This is a genomic window from Streptomyces sp. AgN23 (assembly GCF_001598115.1).
Taxonomy (GTDB): Bacteria; Actinomycetota; Actinomycetes; order Streptomycetales; family Streptomycetaceae; genus Streptomyces; species Streptomyces antimycoticus.
The window spans coordinates 197,510-217,702 of the sequence record NZ_CP007153.1; the positions used below are offsets into that span (position 1 = coordinate 197,510).

21 protein-coding genes and 5 pseudogenes are annotated in these 20,193 nt (G+C 68.7%); 11 read left to right on the plus strand and 15 right to left on the minus strand.

From position 1 onward, the window contains the following. The first annotated feature begins 146 nt into the window (after nucleotides 1-146). On the plus strand, nucleotides 147-1,127 hold the full coding sequence (add, locus tag AS97_RS00925) for an adenosine deaminase (RefSeq protein WP_210564156.1): 981 nt from the start codon (nucleotides 147-149) through the stop codon (nucleotides 1,125-1,127). Between the two features lie 295 nt (nucleotides 1,128-1,422). Here add and AS97_RS00930 read toward each other — a convergent pair whose 3' ends face one another. Next, complete coding sequence (locus tag AS97_RS00930; protein ID WP_125760426.1) at nucleotides 1,423-1,653, minus strand: hypothetical protein; 231 nt, start codon at nucleotides 1,651-1,653, stop codon at nucleotides 1,423-1,425. A 161-nt stretch (nucleotides 1,654-1,814) separates the two neighbouring features. Here AS97_RS00930 and AS97_RS00935 point away from each other — a divergent pair. The 3 genes and pseudogenes from AS97_RS00935 (at nucleotide 1,815) to AS97_RS00945 (ending at nucleotide 6,265) form a co-directional block, all read left to right on the plus strand. Then, a pseudogene (locus AS97_RS00935) lies at nucleotides 1,815-3,138 on the plus strand (ISL3 family transposase). 291 nt (nucleotides 3,139-3,429) lie between these two features. Further along, nucleotides 3,430-4,014: a GNAT family protein gene (locus AS97_RS00940; protein ID WP_086707293.1), complete on the plus strand. Its 585-nt coding sequence runs from the start codon at nucleotides 3,430-3,432 to the stop codon at nucleotides 4,012-4,014. A gap of 595 nt (nucleotides 4,015-4,609) precedes the next feature. Continuing rightward, nucleotides 4,610-6,265 (plus strand): IS1182 family transposase, encoded by a 1,656-nt coding sequence (locus tag AS97_RS00945; protein ID WP_210564157.1) that lies wholly within the window; start codon nucleotides 4,610-4,612, stop codon nucleotides 6,263-6,265. Between the two features lie 131 nt (nucleotides 6,266-6,396). Here the strand turns inward: AS97_RS00945 and AS97_RS46645 are convergent, their stop codons facing one another. Together AS97_RS46645 and AS97_RS46650 are read right to left on the minus strand one after the other, a co-directional pair. Then, nucleotides 6,397-6,597, minus strand: a complete 201-nt coding sequence (locus AS97_RS46645; protein ID WP_236669722.1) for a hypothetical protein — start codon at nucleotides 6,595-6,597, stop codon at nucleotides 6,397-6,399. Next, entirely contained in the window at nucleotides 6,594-6,731 is a 138-nt protein-coding gene (locus AS97_RS46650) for a MarR family transcriptional regulator (protein ID WP_236669723.1), read from the minus strand. Before AS97_RS46650 ends, AS97_RS46645 begins: the two co-directional genes overlap by 4 nt. A 32-nt stretch (nucleotides 6,732-6,763) precedes the next feature. On the opposite strand from AS97_RS46650, the gene AS97_RS46655 reads away from it, so the two are divergent. From AS97_RS46655 to AS97_RS00960, 3 genes are all read left to right on the plus strand, one after another. After that, entirely contained in the window at nucleotides 6,764-6,904 is a 141-nt protein-coding gene (locus AS97_RS46655; protein WP_247204187.1) for a hypothetical protein, read from the plus strand. Nucleotides 6,905-6,907: 3 nt separating this feature from the next. After that, nucleotides 6,908-7,747 (plus strand): alpha/beta hydrolase, encoded by an 840-nt coding sequence (locus tag AS97_RS00955; RefSeq protein ID WP_247204188.1) that lies wholly within the window; start codon nucleotides 6,908-6,910, stop codon nucleotides 7,745-7,747. Nucleotides 7,748-8,666: 919 nt separating this feature from the next. Beyond that, on the plus strand, nucleotides 8,667-9,344 hold the full coding sequence (locus AS97_RS00960) for a CBS domain-containing protein (RefSeq protein WP_086707115.1): 678 nt from the start codon (nucleotides 8,667-8,669) through the stop codon (nucleotides 9,342-9,344). A 148-nt stretch (nucleotides 9,345-9,492) separates the two neighbouring features. On the opposite strand, the pseudogene AS97_RS46660 reads toward AS97_RS00960, so the two are convergent. The 4 genes and pseudogenes from AS97_RS46660 to AS97_RS00975 all read right to left on the minus strand — a co-directional run. Continuing rightward, nucleotides 9,493-9,868 (minus strand): annotated as a pseudogene (locus AS97_RS46660) (cyclic nucleotide-binding domain-containing protein); the annotation flags it as partial. A gap of 202 nt (nucleotides 9,869-10,070) precedes the next feature. Further along, a complete protein-coding gene (locus AS97_RS00965) occupies nucleotides 10,071-10,469 on the minus strand; it encodes a VOC family protein (protein ID WP_086707117.1) in 399 nt (132 codons plus the stop codon). 140 nt (nucleotides 10,470-10,609) lie between these two features. Continuing rightward, nucleotides 10,610-11,503, minus strand: a complete 894-nt coding sequence (locus AS97_RS00970; RefSeq protein ID WP_210564158.1) for an LLM class flavin-dependent oxidoreductase — start codon at nucleotides 11,501-11,503, stop codon at nucleotides 10,610-10,612. Nucleotides 11,504-11,660: 157 nt separating this feature from the next. Beyond that, nucleotides 11,661-12,398, minus strand: a complete 738-nt coding sequence (locus tag AS97_RS00975; RefSeq protein WP_086707121.1) for an SDR family NAD(P)-dependent oxidoreductase — start codon at nucleotides 12,396-12,398, stop codon at nucleotides 11,661-11,663. Between the two features lie 133 nt (nucleotides 12,399-12,531). Between AS97_RS00975 and AS97_RS00980 the strand changes: the two genes are divergently transcribed. Then, nucleotides 12,532-12,999 (plus strand): MarR family winged helix-turn-helix transcriptional regulator, encoded by a 468-nt coding sequence (locus AS97_RS00980; protein WP_210564159.1) that lies wholly within the window; start codon nucleotides 12,532-12,534, stop codon nucleotides 12,997-12,999. An 84-nt stretch (nucleotides 13,000-13,083) separates the two neighbouring features. On the opposite strand, the pseudogene AS97_RS00985 reads toward AS97_RS00980, so the two are convergent. Next, nucleotides 13,084-13,233, minus strand: a pseudogene (locus AS97_RS00985) (IS701 family transposase); the annotation flags it as partial. Nucleotides 13,234-13,322: 89 nt separating this feature from the next. Here AS97_RS00985 and AS97_RS00990 point away from each other — a divergent pair. Beyond that, a pseudogene (locus tag AS97_RS00990) lies at nucleotides 13,323-13,439 on the plus strand (transposase); the annotation flags it as partial. A 156-nt stretch (nucleotides 13,440-13,595) separates the two neighbouring features. Here AS97_RS00990 and AS97_RS00995 read toward each other — a convergent pair. The 3 genes from AS97_RS00995 to AS97_RS01010 all read right to left on the minus strand — a co-directional run bounded on the left by AS97_RS00995 (nucleotide 13,596) and on the right by AS97_RS01010 (nucleotide 16,578). After that, nucleotides 13,596-14,108 (minus strand): DUF3558 family protein, encoded by a 513-nt coding sequence (locus AS97_RS00995; protein WP_247204752.1) that lies wholly within the window; start codon nucleotides 14,106-14,108, stop codon nucleotides 13,596-13,598. 744 nt (nucleotides 14,109-14,852) lie between these two features. Continuing rightward, entirely contained in the window at nucleotides 14,853-15,521 is a 669-nt protein-coding gene (locus tag AS97_RS01005) for a helix-turn-helix domain-containing protein (RefSeq protein WP_247204189.1), read from the minus strand. A 343-nt stretch (nucleotides 15,522-15,864) separates the two neighbouring features. After that, nucleotides 15,865-16,578, minus strand: coding sequence for an SDR family oxidoreductase (locus AS97_RS01010; RefSeq protein WP_086709041.1), 714 nt, complete (start codon nucleotides 16,576-16,578; stop codon nucleotides 15,865-15,867). Nucleotides 16,579-16,739: 161 nt separating this feature from the next. Here AS97_RS01010 and AS97_RS01015 point away from each other — a divergent pair, with 161 nt between their 5' ends. Continuing rightward, nucleotides 16,740-17,348 (plus strand): TetR/AcrR family transcriptional regulator, encoded by a 609-nt coding sequence (locus tag AS97_RS01015; RefSeq protein ID WP_210564162.1) that lies wholly within the window; start codon nucleotides 16,740-16,742, stop codon nucleotides 17,346-17,348. A 53-nt stretch (nucleotides 17,349-17,401) separates the two neighbouring features. Here AS97_RS01015 and AS97_RS01020 read toward each other — a convergent pair. The 4 genes and pseudogenes from AS97_RS01020 to AS97_RS01035 form a co-directional block, all read right to left on the minus strand. After that, nucleotides 17,402-17,843 (minus strand): annotated as a pseudogene (locus AS97_RS01020) (leucine zipper domain-containing protein); the annotation flags it as partial. A gap of 310 nt (nucleotides 17,844-18,153) precedes the next feature. Continuing rightward, entirely contained in the window at nucleotides 18,154-18,855 is a 702-nt protein-coding gene (locus AS97_RS01025) for an alpha/beta hydrolase (RefSeq protein ID WP_086709039.1), read from the minus strand. Continuing rightward, nucleotides 18,852-19,394 carry an RNA polymerase sigma factor gene (locus AS97_RS01030; protein WP_086709038.1) on the minus strand — a complete coding sequence of 181 codons (543 nt, stop codon included), beginning with the start codon at nucleotides 19,392-19,394 and terminating at the stop codon, nucleotides 18,852-18,854. Before AS97_RS01030 ends, AS97_RS01025 begins: the two co-directional genes overlap by 4 nt. A gap of 130 nt (nucleotides 19,395-19,524) precedes the next feature. Next, nucleotides 19,525-19,755, minus strand: coding sequence for a helix-turn-helix transcriptional regulator (locus AS97_RS01035; protein WP_233360325.1), 231 nt, complete (start codon nucleotides 19,753-19,755; stop codon nucleotides 19,525-19,527). 223 nt (nucleotides 19,756-19,978) lie between these two features. On the opposite strand from AS97_RS01035, the gene AS97_RS01040 reads away from it, so the two are divergent. Next, entirely contained in the window at nucleotides 19,979-20,128 is a 150-nt protein-coding gene (locus AS97_RS01040) for a hypothetical protein (RefSeq protein WP_210564163.1), read from the plus strand. Nucleotides 20,129-20,193: the final 65 nt, after the last annotated feature.

Below are 20,193 nucleotides of genomic sequence, written 5' to 3' on the forward strand. Positions count from 1 at the left end.
GAGGGGGTAGTTGCGCTCCCAGGCCGGCGGTCTCCAGCAGGGATCGGGCGAGATGGTTGGTCAGTTGCGCAACCCGAGGGCGCTGCCGGACGGCATCGCCGCCACCGGCTTCGGTGCCGCCGACGCCTCCCGGTTAGGCTGCTGCGATGAGCACCGCCGACATGGACGCCGACATCGACTTGGACTTCGTCCGTTCGCTGCCGAAGGCCGAGCTCCACGTACACCTTGAGGGCACCCTCGAGCCCGCCACCGCGTTGGCTTGTGCTCGTCGCAACGGGGTGAGCCTGCCGTGGGGGAGCGAGGAGGAGCTGCGGGCGGCCTACAACTTCGCCGACCTGCCGGCCTTCCTCGAGGTGCTCTTCCGGGTGGCCGGCACGCTGCGGCAGCGGCAGGACTTCTTCGACCTCGCGATGGACTACCTGCGCCATGCGCACGCCGACGGCGTCACCCGGGCGGAGGTCTTCGTGGGATCGCAGACCTTCCTCGACGCCGGCGTGCCGATCGAGGTCATCCTCGACGGCATGCTCGCCGCTGTCCGCGAAGCCGGCGAGGAATGGGGCATCGACGCCCGGCTGATCTGCACCGCGCAGCGCCACCGGGAGGAGTCCACCGCCCTGGAGCTGCTCGACCTGATCGAGCCGTGGCGCGAGCAGGTCATCGGCATCGGGATGGGCTCAGCAGAGCGAGGCAACCCGCCCTCGAAGTTCGCCCGCTTCTTCGCCGAGGCCCAGCGCCGCGGCTACCGGACCACGATCCACGCCGGCGAGGACGCGCCCGCTTCGTACGTCGTCGAAGCGTTGGAGCTCGGGGTGGACCGGATCGATCACGGTGTGGCGGTGGCCGATGACCCGGCGCTCATCCGCCGGGTGGCCGACCTCGGCGTACCGCTGACCATGTGCCCGCTGTCCAACGTGGCGCTCAAGGTGGTGCCGACACTCGCCGCCCACCCGCTCAAGCGCCTGTTCGACGCCGGTGTGGTGGTCACCCTCAACTCCGACGACCCGCCGTTCTTCGGTGGCTACGTCGCCGACAACTACGTGGCGAGCGCCGCCGGCCTGGGCCTGACCCGGGCGGAGCTGACCCGGCTTGCCGAGAACTCACTGGCCTCCTGCTGGGCCCCGTCCTGACCGGATGACTCCTCAGGCCGCCGGTGGCTGCCGTGAGACGGCCGACATCCCGTCGCTTTCGTTGTCGACATCTACTCACCCGTTGAACTCCTGCGCGCGAGGTGACGGCTGCGAACTCACGGACGTGGCAGCATGCGGGCCGTGGCGCTGCGATGATTCGGAGCTTTGTTCGCTGGAGGCGCATTCTCGATGGGCATGGCTCGGTTGAACGCCCGTCATCCGTGGAGCCACAACGACCACTTCCACATTCGGATCGTGGCGAGCCTGCCTCAGCGCGGCCGCGCTGCTCTGGATGTCAACGGCGGTCGATGGAACTGCTGGCGACGCTTTCCCTCGCCTCCAGTCCGCGCACGGCAACGATGCCGACGTCAACCTGTATCCGCATGGCCACGAGGCGGCTCTGCCAAACATGCCACAGCGTCAACGTGCGGCAGCCAGGAGGCGGATGCGTCCAGCGGCATGCCGCGCTCACGCTGCCGCTTCTCGAAAGCTTCTGCGTCTTGAGCAACTCCGCGTCGTACTCCACCCGCGCGATCTTCCGGTATCGCCACAGACCTGTGGCGCGCGATGGGCCTGTGGCGTTGCGCGTCAACTGAGGCTGTCAGAACCACGCGTCGGTCCCGGGATAGGCGTCGAGGTCTTCCGAAGATGGAAGTTCTGACGGCTCACCATCTGGAAGACCTCGACGTGCCCGACGCTACCCCGCCGGCCGGCTTCGGCCGTCCCGACCTGACCACCTTCGCTCGACTCGACCGGGCTCGGTCTTGTCGTGATCGCCCAGCGCCTGGAGCCCGACCGCGCCGTCCTCGCATGCCGGGTCGTCGAGTCCGACCAGTGGTGCAGGCGCTGCGGCGGCGAGGGTCTCGCGCGTGACACCGTGATCCGACGCCTCGCCCACGAGCCGCTGGGCCGGCGGCCCACCACGCTGGAAGTCGCGGTCCGGCGCTACCGGTGCCGCGAGTGCGGTCACGTGTGGCGCCAAGACACCACCGCGGCGGCCGAGCCGCGAGCCAAGCTCTCGCGGACTGGGCTGCGGTGGTCGCTGGAAGGCATCGTGGTCCAACACCTCACCGTCGCCCGGATCGCCAAGGGACTCGGCGTCGCCTGGGACACCGCCAACAACGCCGTCCTGGCCGAAGGCAGACGCGTGCTCATCGAGGATCCCGCCCGGTTCGACGGGGTCGCGGTGATCGGAGTCGACGAGCACGTGTGGCGCCACACCCGCCCCGGCGACAAGTACGTCACCGTCATCATCGACCTCACCCCGGTCCGTGATGGCATCGGCCCAGCACGGCTGCTCGGCATGGTCGAAGGCCGTTCCAAGTCTGCGTTCAAGACCTGGCTCGCCGACCGGTCCGACGCCTGGCGCGACGGTGTCCAGGTGGTCGTGATGGACGGCTTCACCGGCTTCAAGACCGCCGCCGCGGAGGAGGTGCCCGACGCGGTCGCGGTCATGGATCCCTTCCATGTCGTCCGGCTGGCCGGGGATGCACTCGACCGCTGCCGACGCAGGGTCCAGCTCGCGATCCACGGCCACCGCGGGTTCAAGGACGACCCGCTCTACAAGTGCCGTCGCACCCTGGCCACCGGCGCGGACCTGCTCATCGATCGCCAGGCCGACAGACTCCGAGCGCTCTTCGCCGAGGACCACCACGTCGAGGTCGAGGCGGCCTGGGGCATCTACCAGCGGATGATCGCCGCCTACCGGCACCAGGACCGACGCCGTGGCCGCGAGCTGATGTCCAAGCTCATCACTGACCTGGGCACTGGCGTGCCGAAGGCGCTCACCGAGCTGATCACGCTGGGCCGGACCCTGAAGAAGCGAGCCGCCGACGTACTGGCCTACTTCGACCGACCCGGCACCAGCAACGGACCCACCGAGGCCCTCAACGGCCGTCTCGAACACCTCCGCGGCAGCGCACTCGGCTTCCGCAACCTCACCAACTACATCGCCAGAGCCCTGCTGGAGACCGGCGGCTTCAGGCCCCAACTACACCCTCGATTGGGATGAGCCCCTTTGATGGTCGGGTCGCCCGAGGGAATCGCACCCTCGGGCTCCCACAGAGTGAAGTAGGCCACCGACGTGTCCGCGGCTCGGGTCCTTTTCCGACGGCCCCTTCCCCAACGGTACGGGCCAGTTTCCCGGCATACCGCCCTCCAGTGATCATTTCCGAGTAGTGGCTGTTCCCCGTCCCGCGTGGATTTCCTGATGACAGTGTTCGCAGAGCGTGCATGGGTCGTTCGGCAGGGAGGCAACCTTGGGTTCTCCCGCCGGTGTTGTGGCCCGTTCTAGTGTGTCGCGGTGAATAACAACGCTCTCGTCGGTAGTGAGGTTCGCCTCGTCCCGTTATCCACCGACCATGCCGAAGCCCTCTTCCCTGCTGCATCCGATCCCGAGGTATGGCGATGGATGCCGCGGCCACGTCCTGAGTCCGTAACGCAGACGCGCACGATGCTGAGCCAGATGATCGCGGACCCTGCCAGGCGATGCTTCGCGGTGCAGTGTTGTGACGACGGCGCCGTGATCGGTTCGACCAGTCTGTATGACCTCGATCTGGACGAGAGCCGCGCTGAAGTCGGCGCGACCTGGTTCGATCGGTCTTGCTGGGGAGGCCCGTATAACGCTGAGTCCAAGCTGTTGCTGTTCGGTCATGCCTTTGATGACCTGCGACTGGCCAGGCTCGCGCTGCGCACTGACAACCTCAATGTGCGTTCCCAGCATGCCCTGTCCCGTCTGGGCCTGGTCTATGAAGGGACCCTGCGCAGCCATATGCGGCGCCAGGACGGCACCCGCCGTGACTCGCTGTACTACAGCCTGCTCGCAGATGAGTGGCCCACCGTCCGCAACATGCTGCGGGCCAGGATCGCCGCCAAGAGGACAGCGTGATCGGGGATGCCGGGTTCGTTCGTTGATGGCGAAGCCACGAGGCCGCCGACCTGACGGTCGGCGAGCCTCTTGATCAGCCGGTCAGTGGATGGTCATGGAGTCCTTCGCAGTGGAACGATGTCGGGGATGGCTGTGGGGACAGAGGGGCGGGCGGCTTCCGGGGTTGCCAGAAGCGCGACGACGGTGACCGGCTGCTGGCAGTGCGGACAGTTCCCGGTCGCCGTCGGTTCCAACGGGTCGCGTTCCAGGGTTGGTTGGCGTGATGACGCTCGGCTGAACGGTTTGGCGCAAGGCGGACGGACCTGATAACGGCGAAGCGCCCGCGTGAACGTCGAGTACGCACCCTGATAGCCCAGCGCGGTCACCTCATCGAACAACGTCGAAGCCCACAAGTGGGGATCGTCCGCGAGCCGCTGCCTGCAATACGGCAGAAACAGCACGAACGCATCCGGCGCCTGACGCCACTACAGGCCCGCAGTACACGGCGACCCATAACTCCACGGCCTGACTCTGTTGGTGATGTTGTCGGGGTCATGCGGTAGTTGTCGGTGGGCTGGCACAGTGGCAGGGAGGCTGTTCCAGGGGGTGGGCTGCGATGTCGTTGCGACCGAAGAGCTATCAGCGGATCCCGGCGAAGACAGTGCGGACGGCGCGGGCCGCGTGTCCGAAGGGCACACCGGCGATGCTGATCCGGGATCGGTTGGACGTGCTGTTCGAGGACGAGGAGTTCGCTTCTCTGTATCCGGCCGACGGCCGTCCGGGTCTGTCACCGGGGCAGTTGGCGCTGGCGTCGGTGCTGCAGTTCGCCGAGAACCTCTCCGACCGGCAGGCTGCCGACGCGGTCCGCACCCGCATTGACTGGAAATATGCCCTCGGGATGGAGCTGGACGATGCCGGGTTCGACTACTCAGTGCTGTGCGAGTTCCGGGCCCGGCTGGCCGAGGGTGATGCCGCCGACCGGCTGCTGACGGTGATGCTGGAGCGGCTGGTGGAGGCCGGGTTGCTGAAATCCGGAGGTCGTCAGCGCACCGACGCCACTCACGTGATGGCGGCAGTCCGCACGCTCAGCCGGCTGGAACTGGCCGGCGAGACGCTGCGGGCCGCGCTGGAAGAGCTGGCCGAGGCCGACGGGGACTGGCTGCTGCCCTTGATCGAGCCGGAATGGGACAAGCGCTACGGGCGCAAGATCGAGATCGGGAAGGTCCCCGGTGGGAAAGCCGGGGTCACCGCCCTGGCGGAGACCTTCGGCCGGGACGGCCAGAAGATCCTGACCGCCGTGTGGGCACCCGACGCCCCACCCCGACTGCGGGTGTTACCGCAGGTGGAGATCCTGCGGCAGGTCTGGGTCCATCATTACTACTGGGACACCCACGGGCGTCTGCGCTGGCGCGACGGCCACGCACTGCCCCCGGCACACCTGCGGTTCGACTCCCCTTACGACACCGACGCCCACTACTGCGTCAAGCGGGACACCGCCTGGAGCGGCTACCGGGTCCATCTGACCGAGACCTGTGACACCGACCGGCCCGAAGTGGTCATCCACGTGGCCACCACGATCGCCCCGGTCCAGGACGGCGAACTCACCGAACAGATCCACGACGACCTCGCCGACGCCCGCCTGGCCCCGGCCGAACATGTTGTCGATGCCGCCTACATCACCCCGGCCCGGATCGAACGGGCCCGCCGGGTCCATGGCATCACCCTGCTGGGCCCGGTGGTGCCCGACCACAGCCACCAGGCCAAGAGCGGCAGCGGCTTCGACAAGTCCGCCTTCGCCGCGGACTGGGACAACAAGCAGGTCACCTGCCCCCGCGGGCACATCAGCCGGCACTGGGGACCACTGCGCATCAACGGCCACGACTACATCCAGGTCCGTTTCGACAAGGCCACCTGCCTTGCCTGCCCCGACCGCCCTCAGTGCACCACCTCCGCCACCCGTCCGCGTGCACTCGCGCTCCTGCCCACCCGTAAACTCCACGAGATCCAGACCCGCAACCGGCTGGACCAGCAGACCAAGGACTGGCAGCAGCGCTACGCGATCCGTGCCGGCATCGAGGCCACCCTCTCCCAGAACATTCGCACCTGCGGCCTGCGCCGATCCCGCTACCGCGGCCTGGCAAGAACCCACGTCCAGCACGTACTGACCGCACTGGCCTGCAACCTCACCCGCGTCGCCGACTGGATCGCCGAGCCGACCCCCACCCGCCACCGATCAACACGCTTCCACTCTCTCTGCACCACCGCCGCATGACCCCAGAAGATCACCAACAGAGTCACGGCCTTGCACAAAAGGCCCGCACCGGCTGCGCCAAGAAGCTGCGCTGAGGCAATGCGATGCCACTGATCGATCCTCGATCGACGCCCAGCCCGGGATCGGGCTTATTACTGTGCGTCCTGATCGGGTGCCGCCACTCGGTTCTCCTCGAGCGGACCGTCATCGAACCGTGCCAGATCATCGGCGCTCACGGGCCGACGCTCGACAAGCCGGGCCAAGTACCCTTCGAGGGCATCGAGCCGGAGGACCCCGATCTGCGCCGCCCAGCGGTTGCGCACCTCGTCAAAGAGCGCCCCACCGATCGTCATATCATTTCGTGGCCACGGGGTGTCACCTGCACCCGCTTACGGCGTGCGTCATCCGGGTCGACTTCCCGGATCACATATCCGAGCTGCTGTAGCGCGGCGATCGTCTTCGCGGCCGCCTGCTTGGAAACCGACAACCGGCGGCCGAGCTCCGAGGCGGTGCCCGCTCATGAACGTCAGTCCCAGCGGAGCCACCATCCCCGGCGTCGACCACCACCGCGTCAGCGTGAACGGCACCGAGCTGCAGTACGTGGCCGCGGGAGGGGCCGGATCCCCGGTGCTGCTGGTGCACGGCTTCCCGGAGACCTAATGGGTGTTCCACAAGCTGATCCCTCTGCTGAGCGGGCAGCACCGCGTCTTCGCCGTCGACCTTCGCGGTTTTGGTGACTCCGCCACTGCCAAGCCGGAGCACGACAGCGCAACCTCGGCGCAGGACTTGAGCGACCTCATCGTGCGGCTGGGCCTCGGCCCCGTCCATCTGACGGGCCAGGACATCAGCGGCCCCACCACGTTCCGCGTCGCAGCCACACATCCCGAACTCGTCCGAAGCTACGGAGCGATCGAGACCGGCCTCCCCGGATTCGGTCTCGAAACGCTCGCCGACGTCACCCATGGCGGGGCCTGGCACATAGGCGTCCTCGCCGCCCCCGAGATCCCGGAGATGCTTCTCGCCGGACGGGAGCGCGCCTTCATCGCCGAGTACGCGTTCCCCTCCCTGAGCGCTACCTCTGACGCCATCTCCAAGAACGACATCGACGAGTTCACCCGCTCCTGCACGCGGCCGGACGCCTTCACAGGCGCCTCCGGGCTCTACCGCTCGATGCTCACCGAGGGCAACGAGATCCGCGAGCCGGCAACCCACAAACTCAGCATGCCCGTGCTCGCGGTCGGGGGCGGCTCAGGAGCTTTCACGTCCGCGACATTTCGACAGGCCGCCACGGACGTGAGTGCCGTGTGTCACTCGACGGTATCGGGCACTACGCGGCCATCGAGGCACCCGACCGCCTCGCGGACGCCCTCCTCACCTTCTGCAAGAAGATCGACACCCCGGAATAACATCACGGTGCCCCTCCAGCCGGGGTCGCTCGCGGGCATCGTCCCTGCCGCCGCACCGAACCATCCCGGCCGCCTGCGCCACAGAGCCCGTCCCTGAGCCACCGAGAGGGTCCCGCAGGGGGCAAGGTCGCGGACGGCTGGCTGCGCGCCTGCCCGGAACCGTCGCCGAGGTGATGGCCTCCCGCCCCAAGGCCCCACCGAGGTCACCGTCCCCACCCTGCTGCCTGAGCAGCCCCGCGCGTTCACTTTCGGCAAGACCACCGGCGCCAGGGTCTCCGGCTGGGCCCAGAAAGTCGTCGGTGACCGGAAGCTCCGCAAGAAGAAACTGGGCGCCGCCACCCGGCGCCCGGCCCTGCGCACCGCCGCCCATGCCCGCCCCGCCGGGCGCCTCGGACGCCTACTTTGCCGAGCGAAGATGGAATCGGGCGGACGTCATGCGCGTTCTGGCCGAGCTGCTCAAGCACAAACTGATCGATGTGGAGGTTTGGCGGTTCGGCAGCTACAGCGTGACACACGAGGGCTGGACCGAGTACGAGGCAAGTTCATCTGGAATGGCTGCCCGGATCCTTCAGCCTGCGCAGGAGCCGGGGGCACAGCCGGTCGCCCAGCGCGAGGAGACGGCCACCCCCAGTGCCGTGGCGGCGCTGCCTGTGGTCACCGGCGGCACTCGGGCTCCGCCCACTGCCAGGGCGTCGGTACGGGAGCGGCGGCGTCGCCTCCCGTCCCTTCCGCGAGCCCCGCGGCACGTGCGCTTCCGCAAGCCCCGCGGCACGCGCGATGGTGCGAGCCCCGCGGCACGTGCGGTGGTGCGCGCCTGTTCGCCGCGCGGCGAACAGGGAGCCGCCGGCCGCGATCGACACCGCCTGGAAGGGCCCGAGACCTTTCACAGTGCGGAGCAGGTCGGCATACGGGACCATTGGCCCCGGCAGCGACCGCACACAGAAGGAGCACAGTGGAGAGGTGAGGGTGAGCCGCCCGTCCGACGCGCGCCGCGCGGGCAGGAAGGAGCCGTGACGATGACCGCTCAGCACAGCACCGTCGGTGGGGTGATGACACGCGATGTCGTCACCGTCCGACCGGACACGCCGTTCAAGGAGATCACGTCCGTTCTGTCCAGCCACGGCATCAGTGCCGTGCCCGTGGCCGACGAGGGCGGTGCGCCGATGGGGCTGGTATCCGAAGCCGATCTGCTCCGCAAGCAGACCGAACAGCCCGACGCGTACGGTGGGCAGGCGGCGCCGCCCGGGTGGCCACGAGAGAGGGCCAAGGCACGCGCCGAGAACGCCGCCGGGCTGATGACCAGCCCCGTGGCCACCGCTCACGCCGACTGGCCGGTCGCCCAGGCGGCCCGCGAGATGGATCGCCACCACGTCAAGCGACTGGTGGTCGTGGACGAGAGCGACCACATCGTCGGCATCGTCAGCCGGCCGGACCTGCTGCGCGTCTTCCTGCGCCCCGACGAGGAGATCCGCCAGGAGATACGCGACGAAGTCCTGACAGCGATACTGCGGCTGAGCGGACAGGAGGTGAACGCCCAGGTTCACGACGGCGTCGTCACCCTGCGCGGCGAGGTCGACAAGCGCAGCACCGCCCAGATCGCCGAACAGCTCGCCAAGGGTGTGGACGGCGTGGTCACGGTCAGGCCGATGATCGACTACGCCATCGACGACCGGGCTGCCGAGGGCCGGCCGTAGTCGCGTATCGAGTCCGTTCACCCGACGACGCTCGTCGCGGTGACACGGGGGCCCGTGCGCAGGTGGGCGAGGCGCCGCGGGCGGCGCGTGCAGTCCATGGAACTCGCCCATGCACCGGCGGCCCGGGGGTGTGTGCGGTGTGCACCGGCGGGGTGTGTTGGTCCAGCAGCCGCACCCGGGCGGCCCTGAGCCGGTCCGCTATCACCCCGGCCACATAGGAACACAGGACGTGATCAAGCGCCGGGTCCTCCTGGCACAGCTCACGGACCGCCTCCGCATCGAATTCGTAGGCACGGACCGGGCTGCTCGCCTCGGCTCCCAGGTGCCAGCGCCGGGGAGGGACGAACCAGGACCAGCCCAGCATTTTCCGGTACCGAGGGTCTCGACGACCGCCGCACGCCGACCCGGCACGTGAAGATCGAGGGCGACCGTCCCCGTGTGGATGTCCAGAAGCGGTCGGCCTTGCCGCCCTCGTCGAAGACGCGCTCGCCCGCCTCGAAGGACACCTCACGGGCGAGTGACATGAGCTGGTCGCGGTGGTCCTTGGTCAGGGCGCCGAAACGCCCGCCCTTGCACCGGCCATGGCCTTCACCCTTCCCTGGTCTCGAAGGTCGAGGACGGACCTCCTGTCCCGTCGCGGACGCCCCGGCACACGGGACGCGCCGGACTTCGCCGGCGAGACCGAGCAGCCGCTGTTTCCGCTGGACAGCGGGCGGCCGGCGCGTATTAAGCCGAGCCCTCGCCGTAGGGCGTGGTGATGAACTCGGCCAGGACCGTTCCGCCGGGGTCGAGGGTGTAGAGCCCACGACCGCCGTCATTGTGGTTGATCTTGCCCTCACGGGATTTGCCCGGGTCCGGCCAGAAAGGGACGTCGTTCTTCTTCAGGCAGGCCAGGACCGTGTCGAACTCTTCGTCGGTCACGAGGAAGGCGATGTGGCTTTCGTTGATTCGATCGTGGGGGACCAGGTCGTCGGCGAAGTCGATGCCGACGTTGTTCGCCGTGGTGACCTGGGTGAATCGACCCCAGTTCAGGGGGGTGGGGGCGTGCATCAGGTCGGCGAGAAACGCGGCGGACTCTCGCCGGTCGCGGCAATGGACAATGATGTGGTTCAACGCAGGTGCCATTTCGGCTCCTTGAGAGTGTGAGTGGGCCCGCACCGACGGGAGAGAGCGCGCCGTGCCGCCGAGGGCTGTCGGCCCGCCGTGGCTGCGAGGCCGAGTGTGCCGGTCTCCTGTCATTGGCCGAGGGCCTCTGGGGTGCCGGGTCAGCCCGTGCGCACTGGGGGTATCTGGGATGTGAGTTCGTCGCCGAGGAGGTCGGCGAGCAGGTCGATCTGCCGGGGGTTGACGTCGTTGCCCACGAAGACGAGTTCGTCGAGTCCGGCTGCGTCGTAGGCGGCGATGGCTGCGCGGATCTGGTCGGGGGTGGTGGCCGCCGTGTCGATGACGTGCCGGACGTAGTCGGGGCCGGCGAAGGCGTAGTAGTCGCTGACGGCGCGAGCGAGCGACGTGTGGGCGTGGTCGCCGAGGGCGAACATCACCGTGGCTCTGGTACGCGGGCGGCCTTGTCTGCCTGCCTGCGCCCACTGGCCGCGGACGCGGGCGGCGAAGGCGGTGAATTCGTCGATGTCGCCGGTTCCGGCGATCCATCCGGTTCCGTGGGAGGCGATGCGTCGCAGCGTCGCCTGGGAGGTACCCCCGAACCACCATGCCGGCCCCCCGGGGGTGACCGGGGCCGGCCCCACCTCCTGCTCGCCCCGCCAGATGGCGGCGACGCGTTCCACCAGCAGGTCCAAGGCGCGTCCTCGGGCCGTGAAGTCCAGGCCGCTTGCCTGGTAGTCGTCCTCCCTGGCTCCGGGAGCAACGCCCAGATGCAGCCGCCCGGGGCCAGCGATCCGGTCCAAGGTCGCCGCCGCCTTGGCGAACAGCGCGGGGTTGGTGTGCAGCGGGGCGATCAGCACGCTGGTGACCAACCGGATGCGTCCGGTGGCCCCGGCTACCGCGGCCAACGTGATCAGAGGCTCCGGGGTGGTCCAGGCCAGACGGTCACTGGCGATCAGTGAGGCAAATCCCCGTTCCTCGGCCCGCCGCGCCCACGCCACCAAGGTGTGTCCCTCGACCCCTGTGACGTGACCCGGCAGCCCTATCCCGATCTCCACCGTTTCCTCCTTCGAATCGACCTGCATGTGATGCCGCCCACACCTGCTGACAGGCGCGCTTCGTCAGCAGCAGGCGAGGCGGACGATCTGCCCTGGCCGCGGGCGCGGCTCACCGCGCCTCTGGCGTGCACTGCGGGCGCTTTCGGCTCGCGACGGGTCAGCCCTTGACCGTGCCGCCGAACTCCTCCGGAACCAAGTCGGCCTGCTCGTCGCCGCTCCTGATCAGGTCGAGGATCGCGTCGGCAACACCCTCGGGCGACTGCGGTACCAGTCCACTGGAGGCTTCCATCTGCAGCGCGTCCTCGACGCTGCCGCGGACCGTCCCGACGAACTCGCTCTTGGTGATCGACGGGAACATCAACGACACGGCGATGCCGGCGTCGGCGACCTCGGCGCGGGCGATGGCCGAGAGCTTCTGCAGAGCCGCCTTGGACGCGGCATACGCACCGGACCCGGGCAGTGTCGACCAGGTGATGCCAGAGCTCACATTGACGATGGCTCCGCTTTCCCGCTCGCGCATCTGCGGAAGGACCGCCTGCATCAGCACCAGGGGCGCGATGAGGTTGAGCTCAAGGAGAGCCCGGAAGTCGTCGGGGTCGATGGCGTCAACAGTGGCCTGCAGCCCCTGGCCGGCATTGTTCACCAGCACATCGATCCGCCCGAACTTCCCGGTCGCTGCACGTACGGCCGCCTCGACCTGAGTTCGGTCCGTCACATCGCACGGCACGGCCAGGGCCACGTCCTCGCCCAGTTCCTCAGCGAGCTGCCGGATGCGCTCCTCGCGGCGTGCGATGAGCACCACTCGCGCCCCGGCCAGGGAGGCGGCTCGGGCAGTGGCCGCTCCGATGCCCGACGACGCTCCGGTCACCAGCACGACGGCTCCGTTGATGTCCATGAATGGTTCCTCCTCTGTGGACCGGGGAGTTCCCCGGAAGAAGCGATGGCTATGGCGCCAGATCGTTCGGTACACTCACCATTGACGCTATCACGCGATAGCTATCACGCAATAGGAAGGGCGACGTCACGGTATGAGCGATGTCGAAGCCGCCGGCCTCCACGAGCTGGCCGACCTGATCTTCGCCGTGGGGCGACAGCTGCGCCCCCCGACCGATCCCTCGTTCGAGCCGTGCACGCCGATCGAGATCAGCGTCATGCGGTACATCCACCACCACCCCGGCACCTCGGCGCGTGCCGCGGCGGAGGCGGCCCTGCTCCCGTCGAGCAACTTCAGCCGCGTACTGCGCGGCTTGGAGAAAAGGGGCCTGGTGGACCGCGTGGTGGACAGCGGCAACGCGCGAGGCGTGTGCCTGTACCCCACCGAAAAGGCCCACCAGAATCTGCAATACCTCCGCGACAACTGGGAACAGACCCTGGGGGGCATCGTCGACGACCCCGCCACCATCGAGACCGTCAACGCCACACTCCGGCGCATCGAGCACGAACTCATCGCCCGGCGCCGCGGCACAGACCCTCAGGACTCCCGAGCCAGCCAGTAGGACTTCGTTAGGTCTGTCTTGATCTTGGTGTGGTTCTGCTGGGCAGGGGTTGGTGGCAGGTGGTGCAGATGCCGGTCCAGCAGTTCAGCAGGTCCTGGAGGGCGTCGAGGGTCTGGTGGAGGGCGAGTCCGGTGTGTCGGCTTTTGGGGCCAGCCGCTGTTCGGTGAGGAAGGCGTGTGCGGCGGTGACCAGGGTGGCGTGGTGGTGCCAGCCGGTCCAGGAGCGGCCTTCGAAGATTTTTCGCCCTGACGTGGGCGGTGTCGAGGACGACGCGGGTGACGTCGATCAGGCCGGCGTCGTCGAGCCGGTGTAGAACGGCACCGGGCTGCACGTGGCAGCAACTGCCGTCTGCCTCGTTCGGACCGTCGGGAGCCACGGCCCACCGGCGGTTCACGGAGTGGTCGAAGGCCAGCGTGTGGGCAAAGTTCCACCGCCTGGTGGCCTTTTCCAGCATCGCATGCACCCTCATCTGCTACCGCAGACTGACCAATTCGGACGACGGGCCCGCACGGTTCTGAGGGGGGACCTCCGCAGCAATGCGGCGGTCCTACCCGACCAGAGTCCGCAAGGTTGCCGTGTCGGGAACGGGCGCCGTCCTACTTCTTGATCTTGGCCACCACCTGGCGTGCCAACTGGACCCCCACGTTGCACTTCTTGCCGGTGAGCGCCTTGTTCTCCCCGCTGGGGTCGGCGATGTCGACCCGGAACTGGTCGAGGCCGACGTTGACGTCGACGAAGCACTCGGATGTGATCTCGTTGTACTGCGACGCGCCCTCGAAGCCCGAGAAGTCCTGCTTCTCTCCCTTGTCCAGGTCGTTGACCTGAGCGCCCACGCTGACGGTGAGGTTGACGATGGTCTTGTCCTGCATCCACCAGCAGCCGAGGACGTTCGGGTAGTCGGCCGGGAGCTGCCCCTTCGAATCATGGATTCCGGCCGCGGTCAGGGCTGCCGGACCCAACAGGCTGCAGTAGTCGAGTCCCTTCAACGTTGCCGTGGTCGAATCGCTTTCGTCCGCGGAACCCGTCGCCGATGTGGTGGATCCCGAAGACTTGGGCGAGGAGCCCGAACTCCCGCCACACGCTGCAGCCCCCGCCAACACGATCGCCATCGCCGCGGTCGCGGCCACTTGTCGTTTGTGTGTCTGCACGGGCCAAGAGTGTCACAAGTTCCTGTCGTTTCACGCCCTCATGTGGGAACCGATTGTGCAGCGTAGCCCCATTGCGAGCCGAAGAGGGCCGCTCTGGGTTGGCCCATGCTCGAGCTCTGATACGGCCTGGTGAGGGGGCTGACGTAGAACGAACACGGTTCCTGTGGATCATGGAGTTCTCTACACTTCAAGATCCACAAGGTTCCCGTGCTCGTTACTCCATCAACTACCATGCCCTCGGCGCTGTCCGCCGCGCCCCGTCTGGCCGGGGGTCCCATCGCCGGAGTGTGTCCGGTGCCCGAAGGGCTGCTGGACCGTCTGACAGAGGTGTCCGACCCCCGTGATCCACGTGGGGTGCGTTACCGGCTGGCGTCTCTCCTCGCGATAGGCGTGTGCGCGATGACCGCGGCCGGCCACAACTCCCTTTCCGCGATACCGGAGTGGGCCCGCCGGTCCAGCCCCGAGACACTGCGCCGGCTCGGACTGCCTTCCACCCGCTGACCGGCCGCTACCGCTGCCCCAGCGAGCGCACGCTGCGCGACGCCTTCGGGCAAGTGGACGCCTCGGCTCTGGCCCGAGCGGGCTTCGCCCGCCTGGCTGCCCTGGCCGCTGCGGCGCCCAGCCCACGCACTCCCGACGGAGTGAGCGAGCGCGAACAGTGTCGCCGCCACCGGGTGGGCCGCGGTCAGCCGGTCGGTGGCTTTCTTACCGCGGTGGGAGGAGCCGTTGTCCACGACCCAAGCGTTTCGCGCTGGCGTAGGGCTCCTGACTCATGACTTGGGCGACCAGTTTCATGAACTGGTCGATACCGGTGGTGGGCTCGCAGCGGCCGAAGACCTTCGCACGGTGGACGTCATAGGCGGCCAGGTAGGCCAGGGCTCCGCCGCGCCCGTAGGTGTGGTTGACCCGCATCACGCGGGCTTGTCCGGGGGCCAGGGTGGGATGGCAGCGGCAGCGGGCCTGGACCGAGGTCTTCTCATCCGCGCTGATGACGTACTCGTCCACGCCGAGCGGCAGGCCGCCCCAGGTGCGGGCGTACAGATCCAGCACGCGTTCGGCCTTGGGTCGGAAGGCGGGGTCGGTGATGAAGATCCAGGACTGCTGCTGCCAGGGCTTGACCGCCTCCTGCTTCAGCCAGCGGCGCACGGTGGAGGCGGAGATCGTGGGGGCGATGTGGCGGGCGACGACTTCGCGGGCCAGTTCCGGGGCCGACCAGCGTGCCGGCGGCGTGCCGCTCTCGGGGGGCAGTTGGCAGGCCAGGGCCTTGACCTGGGCGGTCTGCAGTGGCGTGAAGCGGGGCGGGCGCCCGGAGCGCTTGCGGTCGGACAGGGCGGGCAGCCGGTGTGCGGCGAAGCGGCCGCGCCAGGTGCGCACGGTGTCCGGTGCAGCCCCATCTCGCGGGCGACACGGGCGTTGGAACGGCCCCGGGCGGCGTGCAGGACGACCTGGGCGCGCTGGCGGATCCGGTGCTCGGTCTTGTGACCGTAGGCCATCTTCTTCAGCCGCTCGCGCTCGTAGGCGGTCAGGGCTATCGGGCAGGCAGGGGCAACGGGCAAGGCGGCGGGCCGATCACGAGAAGTGGATCACGGCAGGCCGCATCCTGTCGCGGTCCGGTGCCCGGCGGCCGGCCGGCTTGCCGCACGGCCCGTCGGCTCGCCAGGGCCGCAGCCTGAGCATCGGACCCGGTGGGCTTTCCAGGACAGCGCCAGCTCACTCGTCAGGCGCGGGCGTGAACACCGATGCCCCCGGAGACGACGAGGTTGTCACCGGTGATGTAGCCGGCTGCGTCCGAGGCGAGGAAGGCCACGGCTTCGGCGATGTCTGCGGGAGCACCGGCGCGGCCGAGCGGGGTGTCCCGAGCCCAGGTGTCGATCATTTCCTGGGAGACGCCCATCTTGCTGTAGGCAGGGGTGTTGATCAGCCCTGGGCTGACGGCGTTGACGCGGATGCGGCGGGGGGCGAGTTCGAGCGCGAGGGACCGCATGAGGGGCAGCAGAGCACCCTTGGCGGCTGTCATGGCGGGTCCGATCCCTTCGCCGGCGCCCACGGTGAACACGACCGAGGCGCCCTCATTGAGGAGCGGGAGCGCCTTTTGCAGGGTGAAGAAGTTGCCTTTGACGGTGACGTCGAACAGGGCGTCGAAGTCGGCTTCGTCGGTTGACTCGATCGGGCCGGGCCGGAAGATGCCCGCGTTGAGGAAGAGCAGGTCGAGGGAGCCGAATTGCCGGCGCGCCTGCTCCATGGCGTGGTCGATGTCCGGCAGGGAGCGTGCGTCGGCCCGGACGACCGTGACCTCTTCGGGAAGTCCGGCGTCAGCGACACTGCCGAGGCCGGTGACCATGACGCGATAGCCGCGGGAGTGCAGTAGTTCGGCGGTGGCCTTGCCGATGCCGCTGGTTCCGCCGGTGATCAAAGCTGTGTGTGCAGGCATGATGCGCTCCTTCGCGTGCTTCTGAGCGGGGGCTGAGTAGCGCCGCCCGTGACTAGCGGGTGGTACCGCGTCCCCACTCCTGGCAGCGTACGACAATTTGGCAGTGACTGCCAAGCTTCATGTGACTGTCGTCCTGACCAGCGCTGGGCTAGCCTGGCCGCATGAAGCAGCAAGCCGACTCAGCGACGGGCGCACCAACCACGCTGTGGGACCGGACGCGGCAGCTGGCTTCCCAGGAGATCCTCGCGACGGCGCTGCGCCTGTTCACCGAGCAGGGCTACGACGAGACGACCATCGCCCAGGTCGCCCGGGAGGCCGGCGTCTCCCAGCGCACCCTCTTCCGCTACTTCGGCACCAAGGAGGACCTGCTCGGCGGCAGTCGGGACCGGTTCGGGCAGATCCTGGCGGACACGATCAGCGAACAGCCCGCCGATGCCGGTGCCTGGGAGGCCCTGCGCGCAGGACTTGCTGCCGTACTGGCCCTGCACGACAGCCGAGAACAGGCCCTGGAGCGGTTCCGCCTCCTGCACAACACCGCCTCGCTGCGCGCCGGTTGGCTCGAAAAGCAACTGCGGTTCCAGGAGAACCTGCTGCCGCTCATCGAGCCCCGAATGGACACAGCCACCGGCAACGAGGGCGCGAAGGCCCGCGCGGTGATCGCGACGGCGCTCGCGTGCCTGGACGCGGCATTGACGACGTGGGTCGCCAACGACGGCAAGGGTGAAATCATGGACCTGTACGACGAGTGCCTGGCTGCGGTGCGCGGCTGACCCGCAGCGGCCAACCAGCCTGTAGTGCCCTGTGAGGTTGGGGACGCGGCTTGCACCAGTTCGCCCGGCCGGTCACGTTCGTAGCGGCGTATGAGGCGGCCGGTGGCGCGGTCCAGGTGGGTCAGGCGGGCCCACACCGTAGCGGATGAGTACGCGGTGGACGGTCGAGGGCACCAGCCCGAGCAGGTAGGCGATACGGGCCGGTCCCCAACGGCGTAGGACACGGACCTTGATGATGCGGCGTTCTGTGCGAGTCGGTGTCCGCGCGGGGCCGAGGTGCGGGCGGCTGGAGCGGTCGCTCATGCCGGCCTCGCCCAGGGCCCGGTATCGGCCTGCCCACCGCTGGGCCGTCGTCGGGGAGACCTGGAAACGCTCCGCGGCCCGGCGCAGGGGCCAGCCGTCCTCAACAACGCAACGGGCAACCCGCAGGCGGCCGGTCTGGGTCAGGGGTGCGGTGAACCACGAGGGCCTTTCTGGTCGGTGTAGACGTCGCAATCCACACCGAACCCGGAAGGCCCTCACCCGTTCAAGATCCCTCAGCCGAGATCTCGCTCACTCGTCCACAACCTTCCAGGACAGAACAGCTAGGCGCGTATCGAGTTGTGATCAATAGGCGGCCGGGGCGCAATCTTTGATCTATGGCATCGAGCCGAGCCGGTGGCGGCCGCCGAGGAGCGGCACGTCGCCCATTCCGCCCGGGGTTCTTCGCTCCCCTCCGTGGGGGAGCGCTGAGCCGGGGCCGAAGGTTCCCTCTTGTCGTGTGTGCGGTGCCCGTAGCGAGCGGTGTGGTGGTGAGCGCTGTGGTTCAGAGCCGGGCGAGCAGGGACAGCAGGGCGACGGTGTCCGACTCGTGGGAAGCGAAGGCGCCGTGGTCGCTGTGCCAGGTGACCGTGTGGGTGGCGCGCTGCGTGAAGCGGCGTTGCAGTTCCGGGTGGATGACCCGGTCGTCGGTGCAGCGGACGTAGGTGCTGGGCCGTGAGCGCCAGGCCGCGGTCACGGCCGCCTGGTGGCCGGCCGCCATGACCTGTGGGACCAACTCGGTGACGTGACGCAATTGCCGGTCCGTATCGAGCCGGCCGTGGAACAGCTCACCGGCCCGGGTCGGGTCGATCGTGGTGGTGCCGGCGATGTCACCGATCATGCATGCGCCCAAGTCGCTCGGCGGTGCCTGGGCGAGCAGCCCGAAGCTGGTCTCGCCGACGTCGGGCATCATCGCGGCCAGGTACACGAGATGCGCCACCTTCCGCGGGGGCAGCCCGCTGATGACGGCGCCGCCGTAGGAGTGGCCGCAGGCGACGACGGGACCGGACTCGGCGATGTCGTCCAGTGCGGCTTCGGCGGCGGCAACGTCCCCCGCCAGTGAGCCTCGGTGCAACTCGGCGACGGCCACGGGAACGCCCTGTGTACGCAGCCCGGCGGCGACGCCGTGCCACGCTCTGCCGCTGTGCCAGGCGCCGTGTACGAGGAGCACTCCTCGGGGCCCGGCCGGGGAGGTGTTCGCGCTCACTCCGACTCACCCAGCCCCTCACGCACGGCGCGGCGGGCGCGGTGCAGCCGGGACTTCATCGCCGGTGTACTCAGCCTGAGCGCCGAGGCGACGGTCTTCCCCGGCAGTCCCTGGATGTCCCGCATGATCAGGACGCGGCGCTGATCGTCCGGCAGGGATGCAATCACGGCGACCAGCCGCTCGATCTGTAGCCGGCCCAGCACGTCGTCCTCGGCCGAGGACACGGTCGGGTCGACGGCCGTTTCCGGGCGATGCGCAAGGCTCCGCGTGCGCCGCAAGCACTCGTTGCGCACGATCCGGAACATCCATGAGGCGAGCGCGGCGGTGGCCCTCAGGGTCCCGATCCTGCGGAACAGGACGATCATCGCCTCCTGCGCCGCGTCTTCGGCGTCCTGACTGCTGGCACACAGCGAGAACGCAAACCGCCGGACATGCGGGTACACGCCGGAGATCAGCACTCCGATCGACGACTCGTCGCCGCGCTGTGCGGCGCTGACGAGTTGGTCACCCGGCCATGAGCTCCTGGTGAACTGGGCCACGGTCCTCCCACCTTCCTCGACTCTTCGGCCGTATGGCCGCTCAACCCCTTACGTTCATAAGAGCCGGTGGCCGGGGCAAAGGATTCAGACGAGTTGGATCGCGGCAAGCGGAACCGTGAAAACGGTCCGCTCACAAGTCCAGCATGGTCGCAACCAGTTCGCGGCGGCTGCGGACACCGGTCTTCGCGAAGACGCTCTTCAGGTGATCCTGCACGGTGGCTGCGGTGATATGCAGTTCCATGGCGATGGCCCGCGAGGGCAGGCCGGCGACGACCCTCGCCAGAACGTCCCGCTCGCGCGGCGTGAGCCCGTACGCGAGCAGCAGCACCTCGGCCACGTCGGCGGCCGGCGCCGGATGCATCGTCACGGCGAGGGGCGCCGGGCACTGGCCACCGCTCAGCGGCGAGGCATGGACCGAGAGCCACCGGCCCGACCGGCCACGGATCCGCCCGTAGGCCGGCAGCGCCGTGCCTCTCCCCCGTGCGGCGACCTCCAGGACCGCGATGGGCAGCTCCGCCCCGGACCAGGCCAGTTCGTCCCGCCAGAGTTAAGACGGCCCGGCGGTCCGCCGGAGGGCCCAGGACTTGTACACCGAGAGCTGGCTCAACGTCCTCGCCCTGGTCCTCGCCTTCGCCATCGCGCTCGCCGTACCCGTCCTGCAGTACTACAGCCTGCTGCTGCTCGCCGTCCTACCGAAGCTGGCGCGTTCCCGACGGCAACGCACCGCCCGCTGACCACGGGAGCGGCCGCCGCCCGGACACTCGCCTGAGCTCTGGGGACAGCCGTTCCGCAGCTCGAC